Source organism: Aurantivibrio plasticivorans (genome assembly GCF_055392955.1).
Window position 1 is genome coordinate 400394 of sequence record NZ_AP036020.1, and the last position, 23490, is coordinate 423883.

The following is a 23490-nucleotide window of genomic DNA, read 5'->3' on the forward strand; positions in this document are numbered from 1 at the left end:
AGCTTGCTTTATATTAAAGGTGTGGCAACAGCCGAACTAGCACAACTCGATGTAGCGCCGTCCATGAAGCAAGAAAAAGGTTGGCGCGACCAGCAAGCCGATTCCTTGGCTTAGAAATCCATTTCAAACCCATCGCGCCAATTTTCTTAAAGCTGTGCGCTCGCCCATCGATAACTTAGCGAATGGCTAAGCATCGCCCCCAAAGCTCAGTGACGAGTTGCGTTGCATAGCACAGCTCTACGATGCGACTTGAACTACGAGAACTCCCAGTTCTCTCGAGCCGCTAGGATCCAAAGACTTAATCAAAGCACCCTGAATCATCAAACGCGGGCATTTTTGTGTAATTGAGGTTACAGTTAGGGTTACAACATTAAGAAATGTTGACCTGCGAGATAAAAACTAGAGGTTTGTCACACTTTTCGGCAGGAAATTGAAATACAGCCTATCGCTACATCATTTAGGGCAAAAGTGACAATCAGAAATTAGTTTTGCATATACAAGAAGTAAAAATGTCACCATCCAAACTACCCACCGGAATGCATGCCGGCCCATCAGTTGATAACACACTTTTTCGGCCTAGGTTGTTACGTCAATTAAATCAAGATAGTCACCGTTGTGTGTGTTTATTTGGTGCCCCGGGTGTCGGTAAATCAACCTTGGCTGCGCAATTTCAGCAACAATTTGAGGGTGAATCAATTTGGGTCAACGTTGAACCGGACAAAGATTCCGTATCACGTTGCGCAATGCACCTTAGTATGCGGACTGCGGAGCATCTGCCTAATGAGCCTGCCGGTGATGACAGTGCAGTGATTGAAAGATTTTATGCGCAGTGTGAAAAACCGTTTTGTTTGGTGATTGATGATGCGCACCATCTTACCGCGAGTGAGCGCGGTTATCGTTTTATTGAGGCATTGATTGCTCAGTTACCTGGCCATGGCCGACTAATATTGACGTCACGCGACTTAATTGCCGGGCCAATTGCCAAGTTTGTTGTCAAACAACAATTGATTTGCCTCGATACTCAAGCGTTGCTGTTTGATGCTCAAGAAATGTCGACATTGTTTGACCTGCTGAATATTCCAGAAGGCGAGGTCGCTCGACAAATTGTGCATCAAACGCAAGGGTGGGTAGCAGGGGTCGTTATTTTTTCTCGGTCCCTAGACGATGTTGGCAAAGCCTCCGAACCGTTGTCGAGGTATGGTGAAAAAACCTTGTATGACTTTTTGTTGCACGAGGTGTTCGAGCCGCTGACAGCGAAGCAAAAGTTTATACTCCTTCGATTGGTTGCGTTGCCGCTATTCAACGTCGGTATGCTCCAAGACCTCATGTTGTTGGATCGAGATTTGCTCATAGAGTCGCTAGATAGAATTCGTTTATCAACTGGATGCTTGTACGCATCAAAAGCGGGATTTTCAAAAAGTGATGATGTTTGGTATCAAATGAATCCGGTGTTTAAGCGGTTTTTGATGCGGCATGGAAGGGAGACATTAACGAACAGAGAATACTTCAACATCGTTTATCAGTCTGGTCGTGTACTAGAGGCCGCTGGTGCTACGCGTTGGGCTGCAGAAAATTATTGTCAGGCGTCATCCTGGCAACAGCTCATTAGCTTGTGCATGCGGGAAGGTAAGGTGTTATTGGAAGCAGGTGAGCACGAAGTTCTGTTGGAGTGGGTCGAAGCCATACCGCAATCAGTTAGGGATCAGTTGCCGTGGTTGCTTGTGCTTTACGGCCGAGCTCTCAGCGTCATGTCGCTTCCCGATGCGTCAAAAGAGTGGCAAAAAGCGTCGATTCAATTTGAGCGGGAAGGAGATTTTGCCGGGCTATATATGACATGGGCAGGCACCGCGCTCAATTTCGCGTTGGGCAGAGCGGATCTTTCGGGTATAGATGAACACTTTGATAAATTACATAGGTTGCGTCGTCGCTGTCCGCAATACCCAAGCCAGGAAGTTCACATTACTGTCATTATCGGTGTGATGTGGTGTCTAAATTGGCGATGCCCGGAAAATTTCGAATATGGAACGCTTGCAGAAGAATGCGAGGTTTTGCTGAGCGAGGAGGAGGACCCAACAGCGCGCCTACGCTTGATTGCCGTGTTGCTTTGGCATTTCTATAATTATGGTTTCGTTCCTCTAACGCGCGACGTTGACACGCTATTGGATCAAATTCCTTCGCTTGATACCGTCGAACCTCAAACAGCATTATTTTTCTTGCTGATTAAATCGATGTACTTGGCGGCTAGAGCTCAAGTCAGTGAAGCTAATCGTACCACCGATGAAGCAGAGCAGCTGCATTTGTATGAGGGCTTGCCTGCAAGAACCAATTTGCTCAGTGGTAGGATGACGACGTTTTTGCTTAACGATCAACCGGAGAATGTTGGCGAAGAGGCTCAGCAACTTCGCACTCACCCTGAAGCACGGACGATTGAAAAGATAAATGCAAGAATTAGTGAGGCGTGGTTGTGTGTGCAGCGTGGAAACTTTGCGACGGCTCAACCTATTCTCAATAATGTGCTTAAAAAAGCACGCTCGATGTCGCATAGTTTTGGTGTGTCTACCTGTTATTTTTTGTTGAGTGTTGTGAATTTTCGCCTTGGTCAATATGAGGCATCACTAAGTGCATTAGATGAATTGAAAGTTATGCGGCTTTCACATATTTCGCGTTTGGTGCAGTACAAAGTGCTGTTGTTGGAGGCGTGGATTGTTATTCAAGGTGCAAAGCAGGATGCCTATCAAGCCGTTGCAAAAGCGATTTACTTTGCGAGGGATAACGATATCGTTAATTTTCACGGTTCGGTTGGTTTGTTGTTATCTGATGTCTATAGTCAAGCCCTCGACCTGGATATAGCGCCTGATTTCGTTTGTCAGCGTATCGTGCTACAAAAAGTGTCGCCGAATGATCTTGGGAGGACATTGATCAATTGGCCGTGGTCGGTAAGAATTCGCTCACTAGGTGAGTTTAGCGTCACGTTAGATGGGCAGAACCTAGATTTGGCTAAGCAAAGCGGCCGTCCAATACAAATGTTGAAATTGTTGGTCACTCGAGGCCGAGAGCCGATATTGATATCAGAATTAATTGAGATATTGTGGCCGGAGCTAGATGGCGAAAAAGGGTTTAATAACTTCAAAGTAACTTTATCTCGATTGAGAAAGTTGGTAGGTCGAGATGCTGTTATACAGCAAGATAATCGGGTTTCATTGAGTCGTCAGCACTGCTGGGTCGACGCCTGGGTTGTTCAAGGGGAGGTTAAACGGCTGTTACACCGTCAAAGTTGGTTGTCCGCGAAGTCTTCACGGTTACAACGCTTGATTGATGTATATCGTGGGCCATTCCTCAATGCCGATAGCGATTTTTGGGTGTTGCGTTATCGAGAATCGTTACACAAAGATTATCTAACCTTGGTCAAACGATTGAGTAATCACTATTTGCTGATTGGCTATATTGATGATGCCATTGAGTTGGCGAGGCGTGGCTTATCCGTCGATGAAACTTATGAGCCGCTTTACGTCGTGCTGATGAATTGTTTTTCCAGTCTTAAGCAAAAGTCATCCATTATGAATGCCTTTGAGCAATACAAAGAAATGCTACGGATTCGGTTTGGCTTGGAACCGTCACCTCAAGTCCAGGCTGCTTACCAGCAATCTTTACGCAATGCGATTTCGTTATAGAGATATATTATGCAGATTTGGGTTGATGCCGATGCTTGTCCAGTGGTTATTCGAGAGGTATTGCTGCGAGCGGCTCAGCGCGTCGCCGTGCCAATTACCTTTGTAGCTAATTCACCCTTGCAGTTACCATCCTTGCCAACTGTAAAGTTTGTGCAGGTTGCAAAGGGCTTTGATATCGCTGACAACCTTATTGCTCAGTCCGTTGAGAAAAATGATCTCGTGATTACTTCCGATATTCCGCTAGCAGCAGAGGTGGTTGATAAACACGGTGTGGTTATTACCAGTCGTGGCGAAAAACTGACTGCGGCAAATGTGCGTGCTCGTTTAAATATGCGGGACTTTATGGAGACGATGCGATCGAGTGGGTTGGTGCAATCGAAAACGCCGAGCTTATCTCAAAGTGATAGGCAACAATTTGCGAATCAACTTGATCGCTGGTTGAATCAATTCCGTTCAGAAAAGGCTAAGAATACATAACATAATTATTGAAGATTTAAGTTTTCAGCGATAAAAAAGGCCTCAGTAGAGAGGCCCTAGAAAACACCCATTGTGTTTTTTGTTGTCGGTGTTTAAACCTTTTACTGTTTAGAACTTAAAGGCACCGCCAATCATAAATACAGTCGGATCAATTTCGATATCAGCTTTAATTTTTGCGCCCACATCTAGGTCAATGGTCGCCGTTGTGTCTAGGTCAATTTGCCAAATCGCAATATTTAATCCAAACGTGTCGGTTAAAGCAAAGTCAGCACCAATTTGATAGGCCAGGCCGACAGAGTCATCTAATGATACGTCGCCGTCGCTGCCCAAAGCGTTTGCGGCATCTTTGTGAAGCTTTTCGCCAAAGAATAAAGTGTAATTAACACCTAAACCAATGTACGGTTGAAACTTGCTTGTGGTGGAAAGTGGGTAGTATTGTACATTCAGTGTTGGTGGTAATTGTTTTGCTTCCGCTAGATTAAGACTTCCGGGAACAATGCCGCTTACCTCTGCTTGGTGAGAGAACGGCGTAGAGGCTAGCAGTTCAAGGGCAATGTGGTCGGTGAGCATGTACGCAATGGTTAAACCAATCTCTGCATCGTCATCAACGGTTACATTGGTGCCAGTTAAAGTTGCTGGCAGAGGTAAACCTGTCTGAGTAACAGGGTCGCTGCCAGACTGCTGGTTCACATAAGCCGCACCTAGACGCACAATGCCGTCACCTTTTTCGTATGCCATGGCAGTAGTAGAGCCTATCGCTAGTCCTAGGCTTGCAATAACGGTTGTTAATTTTGATAGTTTAATCATATTGCCCTCAATCATAGTTATGATGTTACGGCGTGCATTGTAGGGCGTAGAAAAAACTTGGAGATGACCTGGATCAATCAGATGAAATTATCTGAATAATTTGCGCAGGCGTGTCATTTGGGGTGGCATTAAAATCGTTTAATAAAAAGAAGTCGATGCCTCTAATGCAAAAGTGTTTACTTCTCAACGTTGTATATTACTTTTTAAACGCATTTAAACAGCGCTCCTTACCGAAGGTGAGATCAATCATCGGTGCAGGGTAACCTGCGTCGAGTAGGGCGGGGTCGCCGGGTTTATGGATCACTTTTGCAGGTAGGTTTGTTAGTGCTGGTAGCCACTGTTTTATGAATGTTGCATCGCGATCAAAGCGCTCCGCCTGACGTACAGGGTGTAAAATTCGGAAGTAGGGGGCGGCGTCGGTGCCGGTTGAGGCGCACCATTGCCAGCCGCCGTTGTTCGAAGCGAAGTGGCCGTCCGTTAATTGTTCCATGAAGTAGCGCTCTCCCCATCGCCAGTCGATGAGGAGGTACTTGGTGAGAAAGGTGGCGACAACCATCCGCAAACGGTTGTGCATCCAGCCGCTGTGGTTCAGTTGCTTCATTGCGGCATCGACTAAAGGAAAGCCTGTTTCCCCTTTACACCAACGCTCGAAGTCCTGTTCGTCGTGTCGCCATGGCACTGACTCGGTTTCGGGTTTCATTGGGCAGTTTTTTGAAATCTGAGGGAATGCCGTAAGCAGATGAATATAAAATTCGCGCCAAATGATTTCGCTCAGCCAGGTATCAGGCCCTTCTTTTTCACATACCAAATCGCCCTGATTGTGGTTGCGTAGCAGGTGTATGCATTGCCTGGGCGATATTAGCCCAATGGTTAAAAAGGGCGAGAGTAGACTTGTGCCTTCAATGCTGGGTAAGTCGCGCTGGTGATGATAGTTGTCGACATCGCGCTGAATAAACTGCTTGAGCTGTTTGAGCGCCTGTTTCTCGGTGACTTTCTGTTTCTGGTGGTATTCGTCGTCAAAGTCAGTGGTTGGTAATTTTAATGGTTTTGCCTTGATGCTGCCTTTCGCTGCGGGTTTTGCTAGTGGGTGTCGGTCGTAGTCTGCATAGTGACTCAGCCAGGCACGCTTGAAAGGGGTGAATACTTTAAAGGGCGTGCCGCTTTTTGTGCTGATCTTTCCAGGCGGTATGATGATATTGGCGTTACTACGGATAACGTCAACCGAATGCTCGGCGCAGCGTTTCGAAACCTGTGAGTCACGTTGTTGCTCATCCAGTGCGTATTCGTAATTGAAAAACAGGCTATCGATCTGGCATTTTTTTGCCAGCGTGAGAAGAGAATCTGCGGCGCTATCGAATGTCTTTGCATTGAGCACATGCAGCTTGATGCCAAGCTGCGCTAGCTCGTCATTGAGTGATTGCAGTGCGCTATAGGTCAATCCGAGTCGGCGATTCGAGACGTGGTGCGTGTTCCACGTTTCTTCGCAAAGCAGGAAGCAGGCGCTTACTTCATGTGCTTTTTTACAGGCGTTGTGTAATGCGGGGTTGTCGTGAATTCGAAGATCGTTGCGAATCCAGACGAGCGCATGCTTGTAGTCTTTTGATGACCTTGAGTCAGTTCCCACGTGTCGATTAAATCCTTCAGCAAAGTGCCAATATCAAGCGAGATGGCTTCGCAGTGCCAATGCCTCTGGATAAGGTTGCATAAATACTTGCTCGGCAATGTATTCGTCGGGCGAGTGGTGAAAGTGATGTTGCAACATAGTCATCGGTGTGATCATTGGAATAATCCCTTCCCGGTATTGCTCGATAAGTTCGCGCAACCGTTGTCGTTCGGGACCGGAGATGTGCTGCTTTAAATATCCCTGTATGTGATGCATGACGTTGGCTTGGCTGCGTCGTGTTGCAGGCTTTTTCAGCGCACTCATGATCAGCGTGATGGTTTTATCGGCCAATTCATCAATAGGGTATTGTTTTGCATTGGCCAGTAAGGGACCGATTTCTTTATAAGTGCTGACGTCATGAGCCGTCACCAAATACTTGTGGCGCGCATAGAACTGGAGTAGAGCGTTTACCGTTAGCTCACTGTGTCGCATTTGTTTCCATTGATGGTAGACATAAACCCGTGCTACGAAGCTTTCTCGAAGATTGGGGTCGTGCAGACGGCCGTCTTCCTCGAGTGGAAGCAGCGGGTCATGATTCATGAGTGAGCTGACGTAAATTCCCGTGGCGTCATTCGCGGTAAAGTTTCCTTTCGCATTGTAACGACTGACGCGTTCTAGGCCGCAGCTGGGGGAGTCTTTAACAAGAATGTAGCCACAGAGGTCTGGATGACGAGCAAGTTGTTGCTGCGCGTATTGCTCGAGTGGTTCGGTGACGTCGATTTTCTGGGTAGCTGAATCGGTAGCAATCAATTTCCCCTCTTTTTCGACAATGCGAATGGGTTCTCTGGGGACACCCATGCCGATGCCGACTTCTGGGCAGATGGGGGTGAGATCCATAAATTCTTTAAGTGCTTCGACGTGGCGATGCTTGCGCTTATGCTGGCCATTAAAACGCACGGGCTTACCCACGAGGCAGCTACCAATGGCGACAAGAGGTTTGTTTGGATTGCTAGTGATGCTGTGTGAGGTGTTTCGGTTTGTAGAATGCATGTGCTACTCCAGTTAATCCAGCCACACTAATCATACGCACGAAAAGCATGTTTGGATTAACGGAATAGTCTGAGTTGTTAGATCAAAAGAGTCTGAAACTCTAGTCGTCGCTATCCGCCATACCGAGTTCTTTGAGTTTACGTGTCAAGGTATTGCGGCCCCAGCCAAGCAAGTTTGCGGCGTCACGTTTGCGTCCGGCGGTATGTTTAAGTGCGGTTTCGATAAGTGCCCGTTCAAACGTCGGCACCGCTTCGGAGAGAATATCGTGCTGGCCTCTTGCAAGCGCTTGGTCTGCCCAATGGCGAAGTGCATTCTCCCAATCACCCGCTGGAGCGCTAGCTTCCTTCTTGTCGAGTAATTCTGGTGGGAGGTCTTCCAGGTGAACCTCTCGCCCAGAAGCCATCACTGTAATCCAGCGGCAGGTGTTCTCAAGTTGGCGAACGTTACCGGGCCAGCTTAAGCTGCACAGGTAGTTTTCTGTTGGTGGCAATAATATTTTAGGTTCAACGTTGAGTTCTTTCGCGGCTGTTTGAAAAAAGTGGGTTGCCAGTTTCGGTATGTCTTCCCGTCGGTCGGCCAGTTTAGGGATGTGAATCCGGATAACGTTGAGGCGGTGGAATAAATCTTCCCGAAAGCGATTTGCTTCAACTAGTTGTTCTAAGTCTTGGTGTGTTGCCGCAATGATTCGCACATCAACTTTTACGGGAGTGTGTCCGCCTACGCGATAAAATTCACCATCGGCGAGCACTCGCAATAAACGTGTTTGCGTTTCCGCGGGCATGTCTCCAATCTCATCGAGAAACAGGGTTCCGCCGTTAGCTTGTTCGAAACGGCCAGAGCGTTGCGCGCCAGCGCCGGTGAATGCGCCTTTCTCGTGACCAAACAATTCCGATTCAATTAAGTCTTTGGGAATGGCTGCCATATTCAGCGCGATAAAGGGGTTGCTGCGTCGAGGCGAGTGGGTGTGGAGCGCGCGAGCAACAAGCTCTTTACCGGTGCCTGATTCGCCATTAATTAAAACGGTAATGTTGGATTGCGAAAGGCGCCCGATGGCTCGAAACACTTCCTGCATTGCAGGTGCCTCACCGATGATTTCACCACCAATTTCCTGGGGTTCAGGGACGCTGAGGCCACGGTTCTCTTTTGCATGTGCAAGCGCACGTTGAGTCACCGCTAGCGCTTCGTCTACGTCAAATGGTTTTGGTAAATATTCGAAGGCACCACCTTGGTAGGCAGCGACAGCACTATCCAAGTCTGAGTGAGCTGTCATGATGATGACGGGTACATCCGGGTTATCCCGTTGCAGATTTTTAAGCATCTCCAAGCCATCAATGCCGGGCATGCGGATATCGCAAATTACGGCTTCGGGATGGGAGCTTTGTAATTCCAGCATGGCGCGGTCGCCACTATCAAAACTTTCGGTCTCAATGCCTGCTTGATGCAGTGCCTTTTCTAGCACCCAGCGAATCGATCGGTCGTCGTCAATAATCCACACTTGATTAGACTTTTGCATTATCTTGTTCCATAGGTATGTAGACTGAAAACTGTGTGCGCCCAGGGCGGCTGTCACAGGAGATTAGCCCTAAGTGTTGGCTGATTAATTGTTGTGAAATTGCGAGTCCTAGTCCGGTTCCCTTGGCTCGCCCAGAAATCATTGGGTAAAAAATATCTTCAATGATTTCTGGCGGAATACCTGGGCCGTTGTCGATGATGTCAATCCGGCAAACCAGGTTATGGTGGAAGCGCCCAATGGTAAATTGACGCTGCACACGCGTACGAATAGTTATTTCCCCTTCATCTTTCATGCCAGCATCTTCTAATGCCTCCCAAGCGTTGCGAACAACGTTCAAAATCGCCTGGATTAGCTGCTCTTTATCGCCTTGAATCTCAGGGATGCTTGGATCGTAGTCGCGCTCAATCACCAAGGTGCCACCGGATTCGGCATTGATAATGGTGGCAACGCGTTCAACGACCGCATGAATGTTGACCGCTTCCATTGAGGTGGGTTGGTGTGGGCCGAGCATCTTGTCCACTAGATTGCGCAGACGATCAGCCTCTTGGATGATGACGTGGGTATATTCATCAAGGGATCTGTCGTTGAGTTCACGTGCGAGCAGCTGAGCGGCACCGCGAATCCCCCCTAGCGGATTTTTGATTTCGTGAGCAAGCCCACGCACTAAGTTTCGAGTGGTTTCTTGGGCTGCTGTTGTCGCTTCCTCACGGCTGATGCGCAGTAGGCGGTCCAGGTGCTGGATTTCAATGAGGAGATCTGAGCTTTCTGCTAAGGGAGTGACAGAGTAGTCGACGGTTAGGTCTGTGCCATTTGGCAGTTGCCATGGTGCTTGTCGTTTAGTGTAAGTGACTCGGTGCGTCGAAGCGTCTTGCAAGGTATCTAAAGCTGCCTCGGATTCGTGAAAGCTGCTACTGATAGGTGTACCTTTAACTTGGTCGCCACTGATTTCGAGGAGGATTTCTGCCGCCGGATTGACGTACTGGAAGCACAGCTTTTGATCAACAATGAGAATGGCTGTGGTCAGGTTTTCGATGATTTGTTTGAAGTCTGGGTTTATTGGCATTGGTGTGTCCTTCACTGCTTAGCGGACGCTTGCAAAAACTAAACCACCTAATTGGGGCAATTCAAGGCGCATAACCAGTAGTGATCAGCTGAGATATTTCGCTATCGGAGAAAGAGGTGTGCGCAATTGTAGTGCAATTATGGGGTGTGGTGCATCAGTATGAACCAAAAGTGTGCTCTCGTGATTCATAAAGGGGAGGGGTGAAAAAAGTGGTTCTAAAATGGGGCTTGTCAGTTGTTCTTGGGTGTCGCCCGTTAAGGGGCTGGTCGCGGTCTATTCACTCGGTGAACATACACGGTAACGGCGGCCGCTCTACCTAGCGTTTTTCCGCGCTTATCAACGACTTTTGCGCTGATGCTGTGAGTTCCAGGGGTGATATGGTTGATGGTCGAGCCGTCTAACATAGACCCATTATCGCTCACCTTAACAGTGTGGCTGCTATGGAGTTCAGGGTCGGTTTTTGTGCTCACAGTAAGGCTTCGTTCACCCGGAGGTACGTGGTATTCATGGGTTGGAAAGGTGATGCTTACACTGTAGCTCGTTGGGATCTCTTGCTCAGGCGACTCTTCTTCACTTTGGCGAGGTGCGCTGGGGGTGGCTGGTAGCGCTGGTGCCGGCATTCGGTTGTCTTCTTTTAATTGTACTTTCTCTGATGATGAACCTGAGGGACTATCGCTGTAGGTTATGTTGCCATGCTCGTCGACTGTTTTATAAACGTCGGCTGAATAGGTGCTCTGGCTGAACAAGAGGCAGTAGGCAATCGTGATAAATAACTTAAAAACCATAAGGCGCATAGATTCATTCCATCAATTGGGATGTAGTGCAGCAAGTGTACCGTTTGCTTTGGCGCAGCTCCAAGCCATTTTCATTGTGACCTTACGACTATGGGGCCCACAAAAAACCCAGCCGTAGCTGGGTTTTTTCTATCGTCTATTAACGTTTGAATTAAACGCTGTAGTACATATCGAACTCAACGGGGTGAGTGGTCATGTTTAGCGTCTCGATTTCTTCAGACTTCAGTGCGATATAGGCATCGATCATGTCGTCAGAGAAAACACCACCTTCGGTTAGGAACGCCCGGTCTTCGTCGAGGGCTTTCAGCGCTTCGTCGAATGTCGCGCAAACCGTTGGGTACTCTGCCAGCTCTTCAGGCTCAAGATCGTAGAGGTCTTTATCGGCCGAATCACCCGGGTGGATTTTGTTTTTCACTCCGTCCAGGCCAGCCATTAGCAACGCAGCAAATGCCAAGTAAGGATTCGCTGTTGAGTCAGGAAAACGAGTTTCAATACGCTTGCCTTTGGGGTTTGAAACGTAAGGAATGCGGATGGACGCTGAACGGTTGCGCGCTGAGTAAGCCAAGATAACAGGGGCTTCGAAGCCTGGCACTAGACGTTTATAGGAGTTAGTTGAAGCGTTACAAAACGCATTTAAGGCTTTTGCGTGCTTAATGATCCCGCCGATATAGAACAGCGCGGTTTCACTCAAGCCGGCATAGACATCGCCCGCGAACTGATTGACACCATCTTTGACGAATGACTGGTGAACATGCATTCCACTGCCGTTGTCACCAACCAGCGGTTTAGGCATAAACGTTGCGGTTTTACCGTAAGCGTGGGCAACATTGTGTACACAGTATTTCAGTACTTGTACTTCGTCGGCTTTCTTGGTCAAGGTGTTGGCACCCACACCGATTTCACATTGACCGGCAGTGCCTACTTCGTGGTGGTGTACTTCGATGTTTAGGCCCATGGCTTCCATGGCGTTACACATTGCGCCACGCAGATCGTGAAGCGAATCAACTGGTGGAACTGGGAAGTAACCGCCTTTTACGCCGGGTCGGTGGCCCATGTTGCCATCGTCGAAATGATGTTCAGAAGACCAAGCGGCTTCTTCAGAACTGATTTTGTAAAACGAGCCGCTCATATCTGAGCCCCATTTTACATCGTCAAATACGAAGAATTCTGGCTCGGGACCGAAGAACGCCGAATCACCTAAGCCGGTTGATGTTAGGTAAGCCTCGGCTCGTTTGGCGATGGAGCGTGGATCGCGCTCGTATCCTTGACCTGTTGAGGGTTCAACGATATCGCAGCGGATGATGACCGTTGGTTCGTCAGTGAAAGGGTCTAAAAGAGCTGTTTCGTCATCAGGCATCAATATCATGTCTGACTCATTAATGCCTTTCCAGCCCGCAATTGAAGAACCGTCGAACATTTTGCCTTCGGTGAAAAAGTCATCGTCGACTTCAGTCGCTGGTATCGTTACGTGCTGCTCTTTTCCTTTGGTGTCGGTGAAGCGTAAATCAACCCAGCGGGCTTCGTTATCATTGATCAAGCTCAGGGAAATACCTGACATTCGGTGTCCTCCAGATGGTTAAGTCTTTAATCTTGAATGTGAATGCTCAATTGTGTCGAGGGACCCAGGTTTTCTATGTTCGGCTCAGTACCCAACATCAGGGATGGTTATGAGGATACATAGCCGGATACCCTAAAACTACAAAACACGACTTACTCTAATTGCAGCTCGGTATAACCCTTTTAAAATCAATGGGTTAACGTGCTGGCTATTCGTGCTGGGGGAGACCACACTGCAATTATTCGTGAGCACCGTATTGGTGTGCGTCCTACCCAGCATCAGGCATTGCGGCAGGCGCGTGCCGTAGTTTGCGCCATGTTAAGTCAAGAGGCAGATGAGTTAAAGCGATAGCTCGCCTATAATGCCGCTCCCTTGATCTAACACCTGGTTCCGCGAATATCATGCTCTTTGTTGTCAAATATTTCCCTGAAATCACTATCAAAACCTCGCCTGTGCGCAAGCGGTTCGTTAAGCAATTACATCGCAATTTGGCGCGCAGGATTAAATACGATGTTGCTTCCTCCGGTATTGAAGTCGTGAGGTATTGGGATCGCCTTGAAGTGAAGGGAGATGTCGATGCTGCTGCTGAGAGCAAAGTGGCAGAGATACTCGCGCAAACGCCTGGCATTGCGCATTTTTCAGAAGCTGTGGGAGTTACCTTTACCGACCTTGATGATTTGGCCGAAAAAGTTGCAGAGTTGTGGTTGCCGCACCTGGAAAATCAGCGTTTTGCGGTGCGTGCTAAGCGACAAGGCAAACATGACTTCAACTCTATGGAAGTGGAGCGCAAATTAGGCTCGGTGCTCAACTGGCGTTGTGAGTCAGCCAGTGTTGATTTAAGTAACCCAACAGTCGTCGTCAAATTGGAAATCTTAAACGACCAGTGTTTTGTATTGCAAAACCAGCGCCCTGGTTTGGGTGGTTATCCCCTTGGCACTCAAGACGAGGTACTCTCGTTAGTGTCTGGCGGCTTTGACTCCACTGTAGCGTCCTATCTTACGATAAAGCGAGGTATGCAAACGCACTTTTGCTTTTTCAATATGGGGGGGCGCGCGCATGAGTTGGGGGTCAAAGAAGTCAGTTACTATTTGTGGCGTAAATTCTCTCCTGATCAACCACTAAAGTTTATTTCTGTCCCCTTTGAAGGGGTCGTCAGTGAAATTCTCGAAAATATTCACAACTCCCAAATGGGGGTGGTGCTCAAGCGAATGATGTTGCGAGCCGCGACGCGAATTGCAGCAGAGAAAAACATACAAGCGCTGGTGACTGGTGAAGCTATTGCTCAAGTGTCTAGCCAAACGCTCACTAATCTCAGCGTTATTGACTCGGTAACCGATACCTTAGTGTTGCGCCCGCTCATTACAATGGACAAGGGTGAAATCATTGAGTTATCACGACGAATTGGGACAGAGGAATTTGCTGCAAATATGCCGGAGTATTGCGGCGTTATTTCCGTCAAGCCGACAACTCGAGCCAGTCGAGAAAGAATTGAGAGGGAAGAAACGAATTTTAATTGGGATGTTTTAGAACAAGCGCTGGCGAGCCGTGCTGAAATGCCCATCCATCAGGTTGCTGAAGACCTGAAGGGCGATATTAAAGAAACGAGTATTTCAGAGAGTGTAGGCGATGCGATCGTCATTGATATCCGTCATCCCGATGAGGAAGAAAAGCAGCCGCTTGATCTAGGTGGGGCTACACTAATGAAAGTGCCTTTTTATCAGCTCAATACCCGCTTTCCCAAATTGGATAGTAATCGGCAATACCTGCTGTATTGTGATAAAGGGGTTATGAGTAAGCTTCACGCTGCACACCTAGCGGATTTGGGCTTCACCAATATAGGTGTTTATCGCCCTTAAGCCAGTCACTTTGCACGGAAAATAAGGCTCTTCAATAGGGAGCGTATGGCAAAATCGCCTCAAAAACGTCGATCATCCAACACAAAAAACACGAGCGTCGCCGTCTTGTTGCTATTTGTGATTGTATGTGGTTTTGTAGCAACTCTTGTATGGCGTGGCGACCTAGATTTGATCAGCTTCTTCGGGGGCGGCAATGCAGGAAGCAACGGCTATAAAAATGTCACATTGACCGATGCCGCCATGGAGTGCCAAAACTTCGCGCAAGAAAAGTTTGGTAAACGGTTACGTTTTATTACATTAGATCGCCACTCAAGCCGTTATGATGAGCGCTCAAATCGTTTCAAAATGTATTACCGTTTGGACCTCTACGGGCGCAACAGCAGTAGCGGTGAAACGACAGAGTTTTTTCTGAATTGTTTTGTGCATGCCTCGCGCGGATCGATTACTCATTTCGAAAGCGTTGAAAACAAGCAGGAACAACCAGGAGCACGTCGGCAATCAGACGGTGGATTTTTTGGTTTATAGGAAGGCAACTACTTGCGCATGTGGAATGCTCTAAAGTAGTGGCCGCATCAATTAGTTTTGGGGGACTTGCAGCAGGCTCATCGGCGAATACATGGATGGGAACGCTGCGAATAAAAGCTGATGGGCTTGAGAATAAAATTACTGTTACTTTGGTTTTCGCTTTTATTGGCACCGCTCGCAATATTGGGCAGTATTGGCTATGTGTATATCGATGGTCAGCTCAAGAAAGATCTATTTACCTACCAAGCTGAATTATCTGAATCGCAAGGGGATTCAGTTTCTCGTTATTTTCAATACATTGATTATGTTGTTCGTCAATCGGCACGAGATGCTGCGTTGATAAGCGCTCTGCAGAAAACCGAGCGACCAGCACAGAGTTACAATGAAAGCATTCAGTCGTTCTTAGTTGACATTCTCGAGAGCGAAGAATCGTTGGTCAGCTTGTCCATATACTCAGCCCTTGAGTTGCAAACCCCGCTTGCCAGTGTCGGTTCAGGGCAGTTCTCGAAAGATTATTTTTCAGCACTGCCGGAGCTAATTGATAGTCAAGAATCTATCGGGTTTTTAGTTGCTGAGAGTGGAACTGCCAACAGTAAGTCGTCAGTGGGTGTCTTGATTGGATGGGCTGCGATCAAGCGGAATGATTCTGTGCTCGGTTATTTTGTGGCTGAAGTTGCAGTCTCCCCTCTGCTCAAGCATAGCCTGGGTGTTGTCAATGGTACGGATCGTGCCGATCAAATTGTACTGCTCGATAATGATGGCAATGTGGTTACGCAAAGTGAACAAGTTGTTACGCGACTTAACAATATTGCGCAGCTCTATCAGCGTAGCGAGCATGGTTTTATCGATACTCTTAACGTGGCAGATCGATCGTATTTTGCCAGTGTGCGACCAGTGGCTAATGGTTTTTGGTTGGCGACGCTGACTGATAAGCAAGTCTTGTTTGATAAACGTCTACCTTATATTTTCATTTTTGTTGGTGCACTGTTTTTTACGCTGCTACTTTCTGGCGTTGTTTTTAATCACTTTGTTAATAATATTGCGATTAAACCAATTCATAACTTAATTGACGCTACGCGGCATATAGCACGTGGTGAATTCCGTCCTGAGCTAAACATTCGTACTAAAGATGAGCTTGGTGAGTTGGCTGTTGCTTTTCGACAAATGGGGCAGCAGCTGATGCATACAAGCCGTCGAATTCGACAGCTCGCCTACTATGATCCGCTAACCCAGCTGCCCAACCGCACTACATTACGCGAAACCTTAAATCGACTATTGGCGAGAGCGGAATCGGAACGAAATAAAGCGGCGGTGCTATTTATTGACTTGGACGACTTTAAAAAAGTAAATGATCGTCTTGGTCATGAGGCGGGCGATGAGTTATTGGTGCAAATATCTGACCGCTTAAAAAATCGTTTACGTCAGGCCGACATTTTATTCGAGCAAGCTGGCGTAACGTCGGTGGATCAGCTCATTAGTCGTCGAGGTGGTGATGAATTTAATGCAATATTAAGTTCTATTAAAGCGCCTCATGATGCAGCTGTTGTTGCAGAGCGTATTATTCAAGATTTGAACGAGCCCTTCTTTGTTGCAAAAAGTGAAATCCATGTTGGTGCTAGCGTTGGCATCGCTGTTTTTCCAGACGATGGTCGTGACGCAGATACACTTTTACGCAATGCAGACCTTGCTATGTATGAAGCTAAGGCGCGCGGTAAAAATAACTATCATATTTTTACCTCAGCGATTAATGATCAGGTTCACCAGCGACTTGCTCTAGAGAATGCACTGCAGATCGCCATGGTGCAGAATCAATTCTGCTTGTACTACCAGCCTAAGGTTCGCTTGGCAGATATGAAGCCTGTAGGCTTCGAGGCATTGATACGCTGGCAGCATCCGAAAAAAGGATTAATCCTTCCGGGTAAATTCATTCCGATCGCTGAAGAAAGCAACTTGATTCGCGATATAGGGAACTGGATTTTAGGCGAGTCCATGCAGCAGATTCAGTTGTGGGACAGGATGTTGCCGAAGGAAGTACGGATTGCGATTAATATCTCAGCCCGTCAGCTTACGCAGGTGGATCTGGTTGAGCAGCTTGAAATGATGATAGAGCATTTTGGTTTATCACCCAGCCGCTTAGAAATAGAGCTGACGGAAACCAGTGTGTTGCAAGACGAGCAGCTGGCCGTGCAGCACCTCAGTGCGCTCCGCAACTTGGGTGTCGAAATCAGTTTGGATGACTTTGGTACGGGTTATTCATCGTTGAGTTTCTTGAGAAAACTGCCGATTGATACCGTGAAAATTGATAAGAGCTTTACTGCCAATGTGACCCAAAATGGTGAAGCCCGCGCAATTGTCATGTCGTTATTGAGCCTGTGTCGAGAATTGAATGTCACCACCATTGCGGAGGGGATTGAGACCACCAGCCAGCTGCAATTTTTGATGGAGCATGGCTGCGATCAAGGGCAAGGTTTCCTCTTTTCCGAGCCGCTTCCCAGCGAAGAAGTAGAGCAATTTCTAGAAGAACCGGCTTCTCTCATCTGATGTGAGCGCCAACCAGCGAGTCAATTCAAAAGGTTCTAGCTCCCGTCGAAAACTCACTACGTGATGATGCACAAAATTTCGTCGCTGCCACTGGTGGTGCTTAGCCCACCTAGGTATAATCGCGCCCGTTTTTAACCAGCCGGACCTGCCGCGTAGTCACCCCCGCCTGCAGTACTCTAAGCTCCTGAATTTGAGGCCTTTTTTGTGATTGAGAAACTCCGCAATATTGCGATTATTGCTCACGTAGACCATGGGAAAACCACCCTGGTCGATAAACTTCTGAGCCAATCTGGCACCCTGGATCGAAAAGACGAAGGTGCTGAGCGCATCATGGACTCCAATGATCAGGAGAAAGAGCGTGGTATTACCATTCTCGCAAAGAATACTGCGATCAAATGGAACGACTACCGCATTAATATCGTCGATACTCCTGGGCACGCCGACTTCGGTGGTGAAGTAGAGCGTGTCCTATCGATGGTGGATTCTGTACTACTGCTAGTCGATGCCGTCGATGGCCCCATGCCGCAAACACGTTTTGTAACGTCTAAGGCGTTCGAACGAGGTTTAAAGCCAATCGTTGTCATTAACAAAATCGACCGTCCTGGGGCTCGCCCTCACTGGGTGATGGATCAGGTATTCGATCTATTTGATAACCTTGGAGCGACCGAAGAGCAGTTAGATTTCCCTGTTATTTATGCATCGGCTATCAATGGCATTGCAGGTCTAGAGCCTGACGAAATGGCCGATGACATGACGCCTCTCTACGAAATGATCGTTGAGAATGTCCCTGCTCCAGATGTTGACCCTGACGGTAAATTCCAAATGCAGGTCTCTGCGTTAAGTTACGATAGCTATGTTGGCGTTATCGGTGTTGGCCGCATTACTCGCGGCTCGTTAAAGCCGGGTCAGCAGGTGATTGTCAAAGAAGCGAATGGTAAAGAGCGCAAAGGCAAGGTGCTGAATGTGAAGGGCTACCTCGGCCTAGATCAGGTTGAAACGCAGCTGGCCACCGCTGGTGACATTGTTTGCGTCAATGGCATCGATGGCCTCAGTATTTCCGATACGCTTTGCGACCCTGAATGTGTCGAAGCGCTACCGCCTCTGACAGTCGACGAGCCTACCGTGAGTATGACATTCATGGTGAACGACTCACCGTTTGCGGGTAAAGAAGGTAAGTTTGTTACCAGCCGTAATATCAAAGATCGTCTCGACCAAGAACTTATTCACAATGTGGCGTTACGAGTAAAGCAAGGCGATAGCGCAGACAAGTTTATTGTTTCTGGTCGTGGTGAGTTGCACCTATCAGTATTGATCGAAACCATGCGCCGCGAAGGATTTGAATTAGGTGTATCGCGCCCGGAAGTTGTTCAGAAAGAGATTGATGGCGAAATTCAAGAGCCCTTCGAGCAAGTGGTCATTGATGTTGAAGAGCAACATCAAGGTGCCATCATGGAAGAGTTGGGATTGCGCAAGGCCGAACTTACTAATATGGAACCAGATGGCAAAGGGCGTGTGCGTTTAGAGTTTATTATGCCATCTCGAGGGTTGATCGGCTTCCGTGGTTTGTTTCTCACGTTGACCTCTGGCTCCGGCATCATGACCAGCATTTTTGACCATTATGGCCCGGTAAAGGATGGCGAAGTTGCGAAGCGCCAAAATGGCGTGTTGGTGAGTATGCTAAAGGGTAAAACAGCGGCTTATGCTTTGTTCAATTTACAAAGTCGTGGGCGTTTATTCTTAGGCCATGCAGTCGACGTCTATGAAGGTCAAGTGATTGGTATCCATTCGCGCAACAACGATCTCGCGGTTAACCCGATTAAAGGCAAGCAGCTAACCAACGTGCGTGCGTCAGGCACGGATGAGGCGTTAACCTTAACGCCCCCTATCAAGCACACACTGGAACAAGCCTTAGAGTTTATTGAAGATGATGAACTTGTCGAAGTGACACCCGAAAGCATTCGTATTCGTAAAAAATTATTAACCGAGAACGAGCGTAAGCGCGCTAAAAACGCCGGTTAAAAAATGCGGCGGCATAGCGCATTCGCGATATGCCGCTTTCTCTTTCCTCAAGCACTCCCCTAATCGTTCTTGCATCGACACCGAATTCTCGGCGGAACCGTTCTGGATACTCGTAAACTTGCAAAGTTTTCAAAAAGGATACAAGTAACATAAAAATTGTTGTCGCGAGACCAAGACAACATGATTTTTGGGGCGTCGGTAATACATAGTGTGCAGCCTGTCGATTCGACAACAGGCGTTAAATAAAAGGATAGTTATGTTTAGCTATTTGCACCCATTTCACGCAGGTAATCATGCGGATGTTCTCAAGCATTGGTTGCTAATCGAATGCGTTCGCTACCTACAGTTGAAAAGCAAACCTTTTGTTTATATTGATACGCACTCAGGCAATGGGATGTATCGTATCGATAGTGTGGAAGCGTTGAAAACTAACGAAATCTTTGACGGTGTATTGAAAATAAATTGGGAAAATTATCCAGAGCTCGATCTGTATCGAGAGCTTGTTAGTGGCGAGTTAAAAAATGGAAACTACCCCGGCTCTCCCTCAATCGTTAAGCAATTGCTGCGGGCAGACGACACGGCGTGGTTTTTTGAAATGCATCCGCAGGTTGTCAAAGATCTGCGGGTGCACTGTGAAAAGAAAGGGCAGTGTTATGTGCGACAGGAGGATGGCTTTAAAGGGTTGTTGAGCCTTTTCCCTGTGCCTAATGGGCGCGCGCTAGTGCTTATTGACCCATCATACGAAGTTAAAAGTGATTATCATACCGTCGTTGATATATTGCAGAAGGCGTATAAAAAAATGCCGCAAGCTACTCTGGCGTTGTGGTACCCGATGGTGAGTCGCGGCACGATTGATGCCTTGGAAGCTAAAATAAAAAAAACGACGCTTAAAAATACTCAGCTGTACGAGATGGGTGTCGCTGAAGATGCCGCGCTGGGTATGACTGCGTCGGGAATGATTATTGTGAATCCACCTTGGACCCTGTCCGCGCTGTATCGCCGCGTTGCAGGCCGCCTGTCTAGCGCGCTATCAAAGGACGGCAGTGAGCGATGGCGGTGTGAGCACTTAGTAGCAGAGTAATTGATCCTATTTCAAAGGCCGTTGGTGCTGCCTGAATTTCCGCTAGTGATCGCGCCGGTGTATGGTTAAGCATTGATGGAAGTGCGCCATCATCGGAGGATCTATGCATATCATCATCGGAATCATAACGGCGGCGGCGGGCTTGATCTGGGCACTTTATAACCTGCAAAACTCTGGTGTCGACCTCAATTCGTTTAACCCGTTTTATTGGGCAAGGCGTCGCAGTTGGGCTAAAAAGGTGGGGGCTAAACCATTGCACTGCATCGAAAGTTCAATGGAAGCTGCTGCTGTATTGGTGGTTGCCGTGGCAGAGCTGCCTGGTTTGATGACCCAAGAGCTCAAAGACAAAGTCATCGATGTATTTTGTCGTGAGTTTAATCTCTCAGCTAAAGATGCCGCTAGCCTTTATGCCTCTTCTTCCTATTTGTTGAAAGAAGCGGGGGAAATATCGCAAGAAGTGCAAGGCATTCTCTCGCCCAGCCTAAAGACGTTCGAAGAAAAGCACGTGGAATCATTGCTAGGCATGCTAAATGAAATTGCGTCGTTTGGAGGCGAGCCTAGCGATACTCAAAAAGCGGTTATGGAGGCTACGGAGAAGGTGTTTAAGTCATCTCCCAATTCGACGCGAAACTGGTAGCAGTAAGCGACGTAACATAGCGCTTAGCTCAAATCAGATATAAAAAACCGGGGGTGAATTTGATTCTCCCCCGGTTTTTTGTTGGCGGTTAGCTTTATGCTAGTGGCCTTATATTACGCCAAAGCTAGCTTGGTTACTTTGATGTTAACAGCAGCTACCTTGTAAGGATCAGCGTTAGACGCGGGACGACGGTCTTCTAGGCGACCTTTCCAGCCATCTTCTACAGTACCGATTGGAATACGGATAGAAGCACCACGGTCAGATACACCATAGCTGTACTGATCGATAGATTGAGTTTCATGCTTACCTGTTAAGCGCTGCTCGTTATGAGCGCCGTATACAGAGATACATTCTTCAACATGCTTGCCGAATTCTTCACAGATCTTGGTGAATACACTCTCGTCGCCAGCTTCACGCATTGCGCCATTAGAGAAGTTAGAATGCATGCCTGAACCGTTCCAGTCGGTATCACCAAGAGGCTTAGGATGCCAGTCGATGGCGAGATCATAACGCTCTGCGGTGCGCTCTAATAGGTAACGAGCCAACCAGATTTCGTCACCGGCTCTCTTCGCGCTCTTAGCAAAAATTTGGAATTCCCACTGGCCAGCAGCTACTTCGGCGTTGATACCTTCAACATTGAGGCCCGCTTCAAGACATAGGTCCAAATGCTCTTCGATTAAGTCACGGCAATAGGCGTTGCGTGCACCAACTGAGCAGTAGTATGGGCCTTGTGGAGGTGGGTAACCGCCAGCTGGGAAACCAGGAGGAAGGTTAGTGTTTGGATCCCACAAGAAGTATTCTTGCTCAAAGCCGAACCAAAAATCATCGTCATCGTCTTCGATAGTCGCACGACCGTTAGATACGTGAGGAGTACCATCAGCATTCAATACTTCGGTCATTACGAGGTAAGAGTTGATACGACCTGGATCAGGAATAATGGCGACTGGCTTCAACAGACAATCCGACGCGTTGCCTTCAGCCTGTTCGGTAGAACTACCGTCGAATGACCACATTGGGCAGTCTTCAAGTTTGCCGCTGAAGTCTTTGCGGACCATAGTTTTACTGCGTAGGCTTTGGGTTGGTTGGTAGCCGTCAAGCCAGATATATTCCAACTTACTCTTCATAATTTTCATTCTCCGTAAAGGTCGTTATTCAGGGCGAGCCCCTGATTTTTGAAGTCAGATAAAATGACACATTATTTATCGCAATTGGCATTACATTATTCATGCCAGGTCGAGTATTGTGGCGAAGCCCTTGCTGAATGGGCTGGTGCGGACAAAGGGTTAGAAAATGCACCAATTTAAAGCACCTATTTGGTGCGGTGCATCACTTGTCGCTCCATTTTGGTGCTATCGCTTGTCTCGTAGGCCTTTAGAGCGAGATCTATGCTTTTGGCTTGTATTCGCCTTCTAGCCTGTCCTTGGCGTAGTAGCGCAATAAATCATCGGTTTTTAATCGCGTGGGTACACCCGTTTTTTCATTTTTGGCTATTGTTCAAACTGCACCAGATTAGCACTATTCTGCTAATTAGTCGGCATCGACAACAATGGCGGTTATGTTGTCACGGCCCCCTTTATTGAGTGCGCCATCAATGAGTGCACGCACAGCGTTGTCGGCGGTATCTTGGGCAAGTAATTGTTCTATGTCGTCAACGGTAAGGTCTTTGTAGAGGCCATCGCTACAAATCAAAAATCGATCTCCTGGTTCAACACAGTCAAAATCAAGCTCCAGGTGGAGAGTTTGATGGACGCCAACAGCGCGGGTTAATACGTGGGCGGATGGATGATGCTCAGCTTGGGCAGGCCGCAGCTGACCACGCGCGATCATGGTCTGGGCGACGCTATGATCTGTTGTTAATTGAGTCAGCGTGTTGTTTCTTAGTCGATATATTCGGCTGTCCCCAGCCCACAAAAAGAAGACATGAGATCCATAGTTGAACAGAACGGCAACGGTTGAACCAACCTGTTCACCGGGAAATGACGTCCGGCAAAGATTGTGTGCATCCCTCAGCTTCATTTCAAGGTCTCTGACGCTCTCGGCCAGGGAGCTTGCCTTCATAAAATGCACAAGCGATTCAGCGACTACTCCGCTGGCATAGTCACCGCGATTTAGACCACCCATGCCGTCGGCAACGGCCCATAAACCATGTTCCGATGAGTGATAAAAGGCATCCTCGTTGGCTTTGCGCACCAGTCCTGCATGACTTTTAGCTGCGCTATGCCAGGATATCGAGGCTGCCGACGTGCATGTCGTTTCAAGTTCTTTCAGCTGCTTAAAATCAATGTAGGGCATGGC

Annotated in this window: 18 protein-coding genes; 9 read left to right on the forward strand and 9 right to left on the reverse strand. The window is 47.8% G+C overall.

The genetic code is table 11. The features are described 5' to 3' along the window. The first annotated feature begins 509 nt into the window (after positions 1-509). Both ACZ5NB_RS01825 and ACZ5NB_RS01830 read left to right on the forward strand, forming a co-directional pair. Positions 510-3671 carry a BTAD domain-containing putative transcriptional regulator gene (locus ACZ5NB_RS01825; protein WP_460231143.1) on the forward strand — a complete coding sequence of 1054 codons (3162 nt, stop codon included), beginning with the start codon at positions 510-512 and terminating at the stop codon, positions 3669-3671. Positions 3672-3680: 9 nt separating this feature from the next. Next, positions 3681-4148 carry a YaiI/YqxD family protein gene (locus ACZ5NB_RS01830; protein ID WP_460231144.1) on the forward strand — a complete coding sequence of 156 codons (468 nt, stop codon included), beginning with the start codon at positions 3681-3683 and terminating at the stop codon, positions 4146-4148. Positions 4149-4256: 108 nt separating this feature from the next. On the opposite strand, the gene ACZ5NB_RS01835 is transcribed toward ACZ5NB_RS01830, so the two are convergent. The 7 genes from ACZ5NB_RS01835 to glnA all read right to left on the reverse strand — a co-directional run bounded on the left by ACZ5NB_RS01835 (position 4257) and on the right by glnA (position 12536). Beyond that, positions 4257-4955, reverse strand: coding sequence for an OmpW/AlkL family protein (locus ACZ5NB_RS01835; RefSeq protein WP_460231145.1), 699 nt, complete (start codon positions 4953-4955; stop codon positions 4257-4259). Positions 4956-5151: 196 nt separating this feature from the next. Next, a complete protein-coding gene (gene phrB / locus ACZ5NB_RS01840) occupies positions 5152-6579 on the reverse strand; it encodes a deoxyribodipyrimidine photo-lyase (RefSeq protein ID WP_460231146.1) in 1428 nt (475 codons plus the stop codon). 33 nt (positions 6580-6612) lie between these two features. Further along, positions 6613-7608, reverse strand: a complete 996-nt coding sequence (locus ACZ5NB_RS01845; RefSeq protein ID WP_464107816.1) for a YbgA family protein — start codon at positions 7606-7608, stop codon at positions 6613-6615. Positions 7609-7708: 100 nt separating this feature from the next. Next, positions 7709-9121 carry a nitrogen regulation protein NR(I) gene (ntrC, locus tag ACZ5NB_RS01850; RefSeq protein ID WP_460231148.1) on the reverse strand — a complete coding sequence of 471 codons (1413 nt, stop codon included), beginning with the start codon at positions 9119-9121 and terminating at the stop codon, positions 7709-7711. Then, entirely contained in the window at positions 9108-10184 is a 1077-nt protein-coding gene (glnL, locus tag ACZ5NB_RS01855) for a nitrogen regulation protein NR(II) (protein ID WP_460231149.1), read from the reverse strand. The genes ntrC and glnL overlap by 14 nt, the downstream gene beginning before the upstream one ends. A gap of 254 nt (positions 10185-10438) precedes the next feature. Continuing rightward, complete coding sequence (locus ACZ5NB_RS01860; protein ID WP_460231150.1) at positions 10439-10978, reverse strand: DUF4124 domain-containing protein; 540 nt, start codon at positions 10976-10978, stop codon at positions 10439-10441. Positions 10979-11129: 151 nt separating this feature from the next. Beyond that, positions 11130-12536, reverse strand: a complete 1407-nt coding sequence (gene glnA, locus ACZ5NB_RS01865; protein ID WP_460231151.1) for a glutamate--ammonia ligase — start codon at positions 12534-12536, stop codon at positions 11130-11132. A 201-nt stretch (positions 12537-12737) separates the two neighbouring features. Here glnA and ACZ5NB_RS01870 point away from each other — a divergent pair, with 201 nt between their 5' ends. The 7 genes from ACZ5NB_RS01870 (at position 12738) to ACZ5NB_RS01900 (ending at position 21195) form a co-directional block, all read left to right on the forward strand. Then, positions 12738-12887, forward strand: coding sequence for a hypothetical protein (locus ACZ5NB_RS01870; RefSeq protein ID WP_464107817.1), 150 nt, complete (start codon positions 12738-12740; stop codon positions 12885-12887). A gap of 50 nt (positions 12888-12937) precedes the next feature. Then, entirely contained in the window at positions 12938-14392 is a 1455-nt protein-coding gene (gene thiI / locus ACZ5NB_RS01875; protein ID WP_460231152.1) for a tRNA uracil 4-sulfurtransferase ThiI, read from the forward strand. Between the two features lie 45 nt (positions 14393-14437). After that, positions 14438-14917 (forward strand): hypothetical protein, encoded by a 480-nt coding sequence (locus tag ACZ5NB_RS01880; RefSeq protein ID WP_460231153.1) that lies wholly within the window; start codon positions 14438-14440, stop codon positions 14915-14917. Positions 14918-15043: 126 nt separating this feature from the next. Then, the gene (locus tag ACZ5NB_RS01885; protein ID WP_460231154.1) at positions 15044-17458 is read left to right on the forward strand and encodes a bifunctional diguanylate cyclase/phosphodiesterase; all 2415 of its coding nucleotides are present in this window, start codon (positions 15044-15046) and stop codon (positions 17456-17458) included. Positions 17459-17662: 204 nt separating this feature from the next. Then, positions 17663-19477, forward strand: a complete 1815-nt coding sequence (gene typA / locus ACZ5NB_RS01890) for a translational GTPase TypA (protein WP_460231155.1) — start codon at positions 17663-17665, stop codon at positions 19475-19477. Positions 19478-19733: 256 nt separating this feature from the next. Continuing rightward, positions 19734-20558 carry a 23S rRNA (adenine(2030)-N(6))-methyltransferase RlmJ gene (locus ACZ5NB_RS01895; RefSeq protein ID WP_460231156.1) on the forward strand — a complete coding sequence of 275 codons (825 nt, stop codon included), beginning with the start codon at positions 19734-19736 and terminating at the stop codon, positions 20556-20558. A gap of 103 nt (positions 20559-20661) precedes the next feature. Continuing rightward, the gene (locus tag ACZ5NB_RS01900; RefSeq protein WP_460231157.1) at positions 20662-21195 is read left to right on the forward strand and encodes a hypothetical protein; all 534 of its coding nucleotides are present in this window, start codon (positions 20662-20664) and stop codon (positions 21193-21195) included. 113 nt (positions 21196-21308) lie between these two features. Here ACZ5NB_RS01900 and ACZ5NB_RS01905 read toward each other — a convergent pair whose 3' ends face one another. Then, positions 21309-22319, reverse strand: coding sequence for a glutamine synthetase beta-grasp domain-containing protein (locus ACZ5NB_RS01905; RefSeq protein WP_460231158.1), 1011 nt, complete (start codon positions 22317-22319; stop codon positions 21309-21311). 403 nt (positions 22320-22722) lie between these two features. Continuing rightward, positions 22723-23487 (reverse strand): PP2C family protein-serine/threonine phosphatase, encoded by a 765-nt coding sequence (locus ACZ5NB_RS01910; RefSeq protein ID WP_460231159.1) that lies wholly within the window; start codon positions 23485-23487, stop codon positions 22723-22725. Positions 23488-23490: the final 3 nt, after the last annotated feature.

Excerpts from the sequence above, each read along its gene's own strand:
- ACZ5NB_RS01900 (WP_460231157.1), top strand. The coding sequence starts at position 20,662 with ATGCATATCATCATCGGAATCATAACGGCGGCGGCGGGCTTGATCTGG.
- glnA (WP_460231151.1), bottom strand. The coding sequence starts at position 12,536 with ATGTCAGGTATTTCCCTGAGCTTGATCAATGATAACGAAGCCCGCTGG.
- ACZ5NB_RS01895 (WP_460231156.1), top strand. The coding sequence starts at position 19,734 with ATGTTTAGCTATTTGCACCCATTTCACGCAGGTAATCATGCGGATGTT.
- ACZ5NB_RS01910 (WP_460231159.1), bottom strand. The coding sequence starts at position 23,487 with ATGCCCTACATTGATTTTAAGCAGCTGAAAGAACTTGAAACGACATGC.
- ntrC (WP_460231148.1), bottom strand. The coding sequence starts at position 9,121 with ATGCAAAAGTCTAATCAAGTGTGGATTATTGACGACGACCGATCGATT.
- ACZ5NB_RS01845 (WP_464107816.1), bottom strand. The coding sequence starts at position 7,608 with ATGCATTCTACAAACCGAAACACCTCACACAGCATCACTAGCAATCCA.
- ACZ5NB_RS01860 (WP_460231150.1), bottom strand. The coding sequence starts at position 10,978 with ATGCGCCTTATGGTTTTTAAGTTATTTATCACGATTGCCTACTGCCTC.
- ACZ5NB_RS01830 (WP_460231144.1), top strand. The coding sequence starts at position 3,681 with ATGCAGATTTGGGTTGATGCCGATGCTTGTCCAGTGGTTATTCGAGAG.
- thiI (WP_460231152.1), top strand. The coding sequence starts at position 12,938 with ATGCTCTTTGTTGTCAAATATTTCCCTGAAATCACTATCAAAACCTCG.
- ACZ5NB_RS01825 (WP_460231143.1), top strand. The coding sequence starts at position 510 with ATGTCACCATCCAAACTACCCACCGGAATGCATGCCGGCCCATCAGTT.
- glnL (WP_460231149.1), bottom strand. The coding sequence starts at position 10,184 with ATGCCAATAAACCCAGACTTCAAACAAATCATCGAAAACCTGACCACA.
- ACZ5NB_RS01905 (WP_460231158.1), bottom strand. The coding sequence starts at position 22,319 with ATGAAGAGTAAGTTGGAATATATCTGGCTTGACGGCTACCAACCAACC.
- ACZ5NB_RS01880 (WP_460231153.1), top strand. The coding sequence starts at position 14,438 with ATGGCAAAATCGCCTCAAAAACGTCGATCATCCAACACAAAAAACACG.
- ACZ5NB_RS01835 (WP_460231145.1), bottom strand. The coding sequence starts at position 4,955 with ATGATTAAACTATCAAAATTAACAACCGTTATTGCAAGCCTAGGACTA.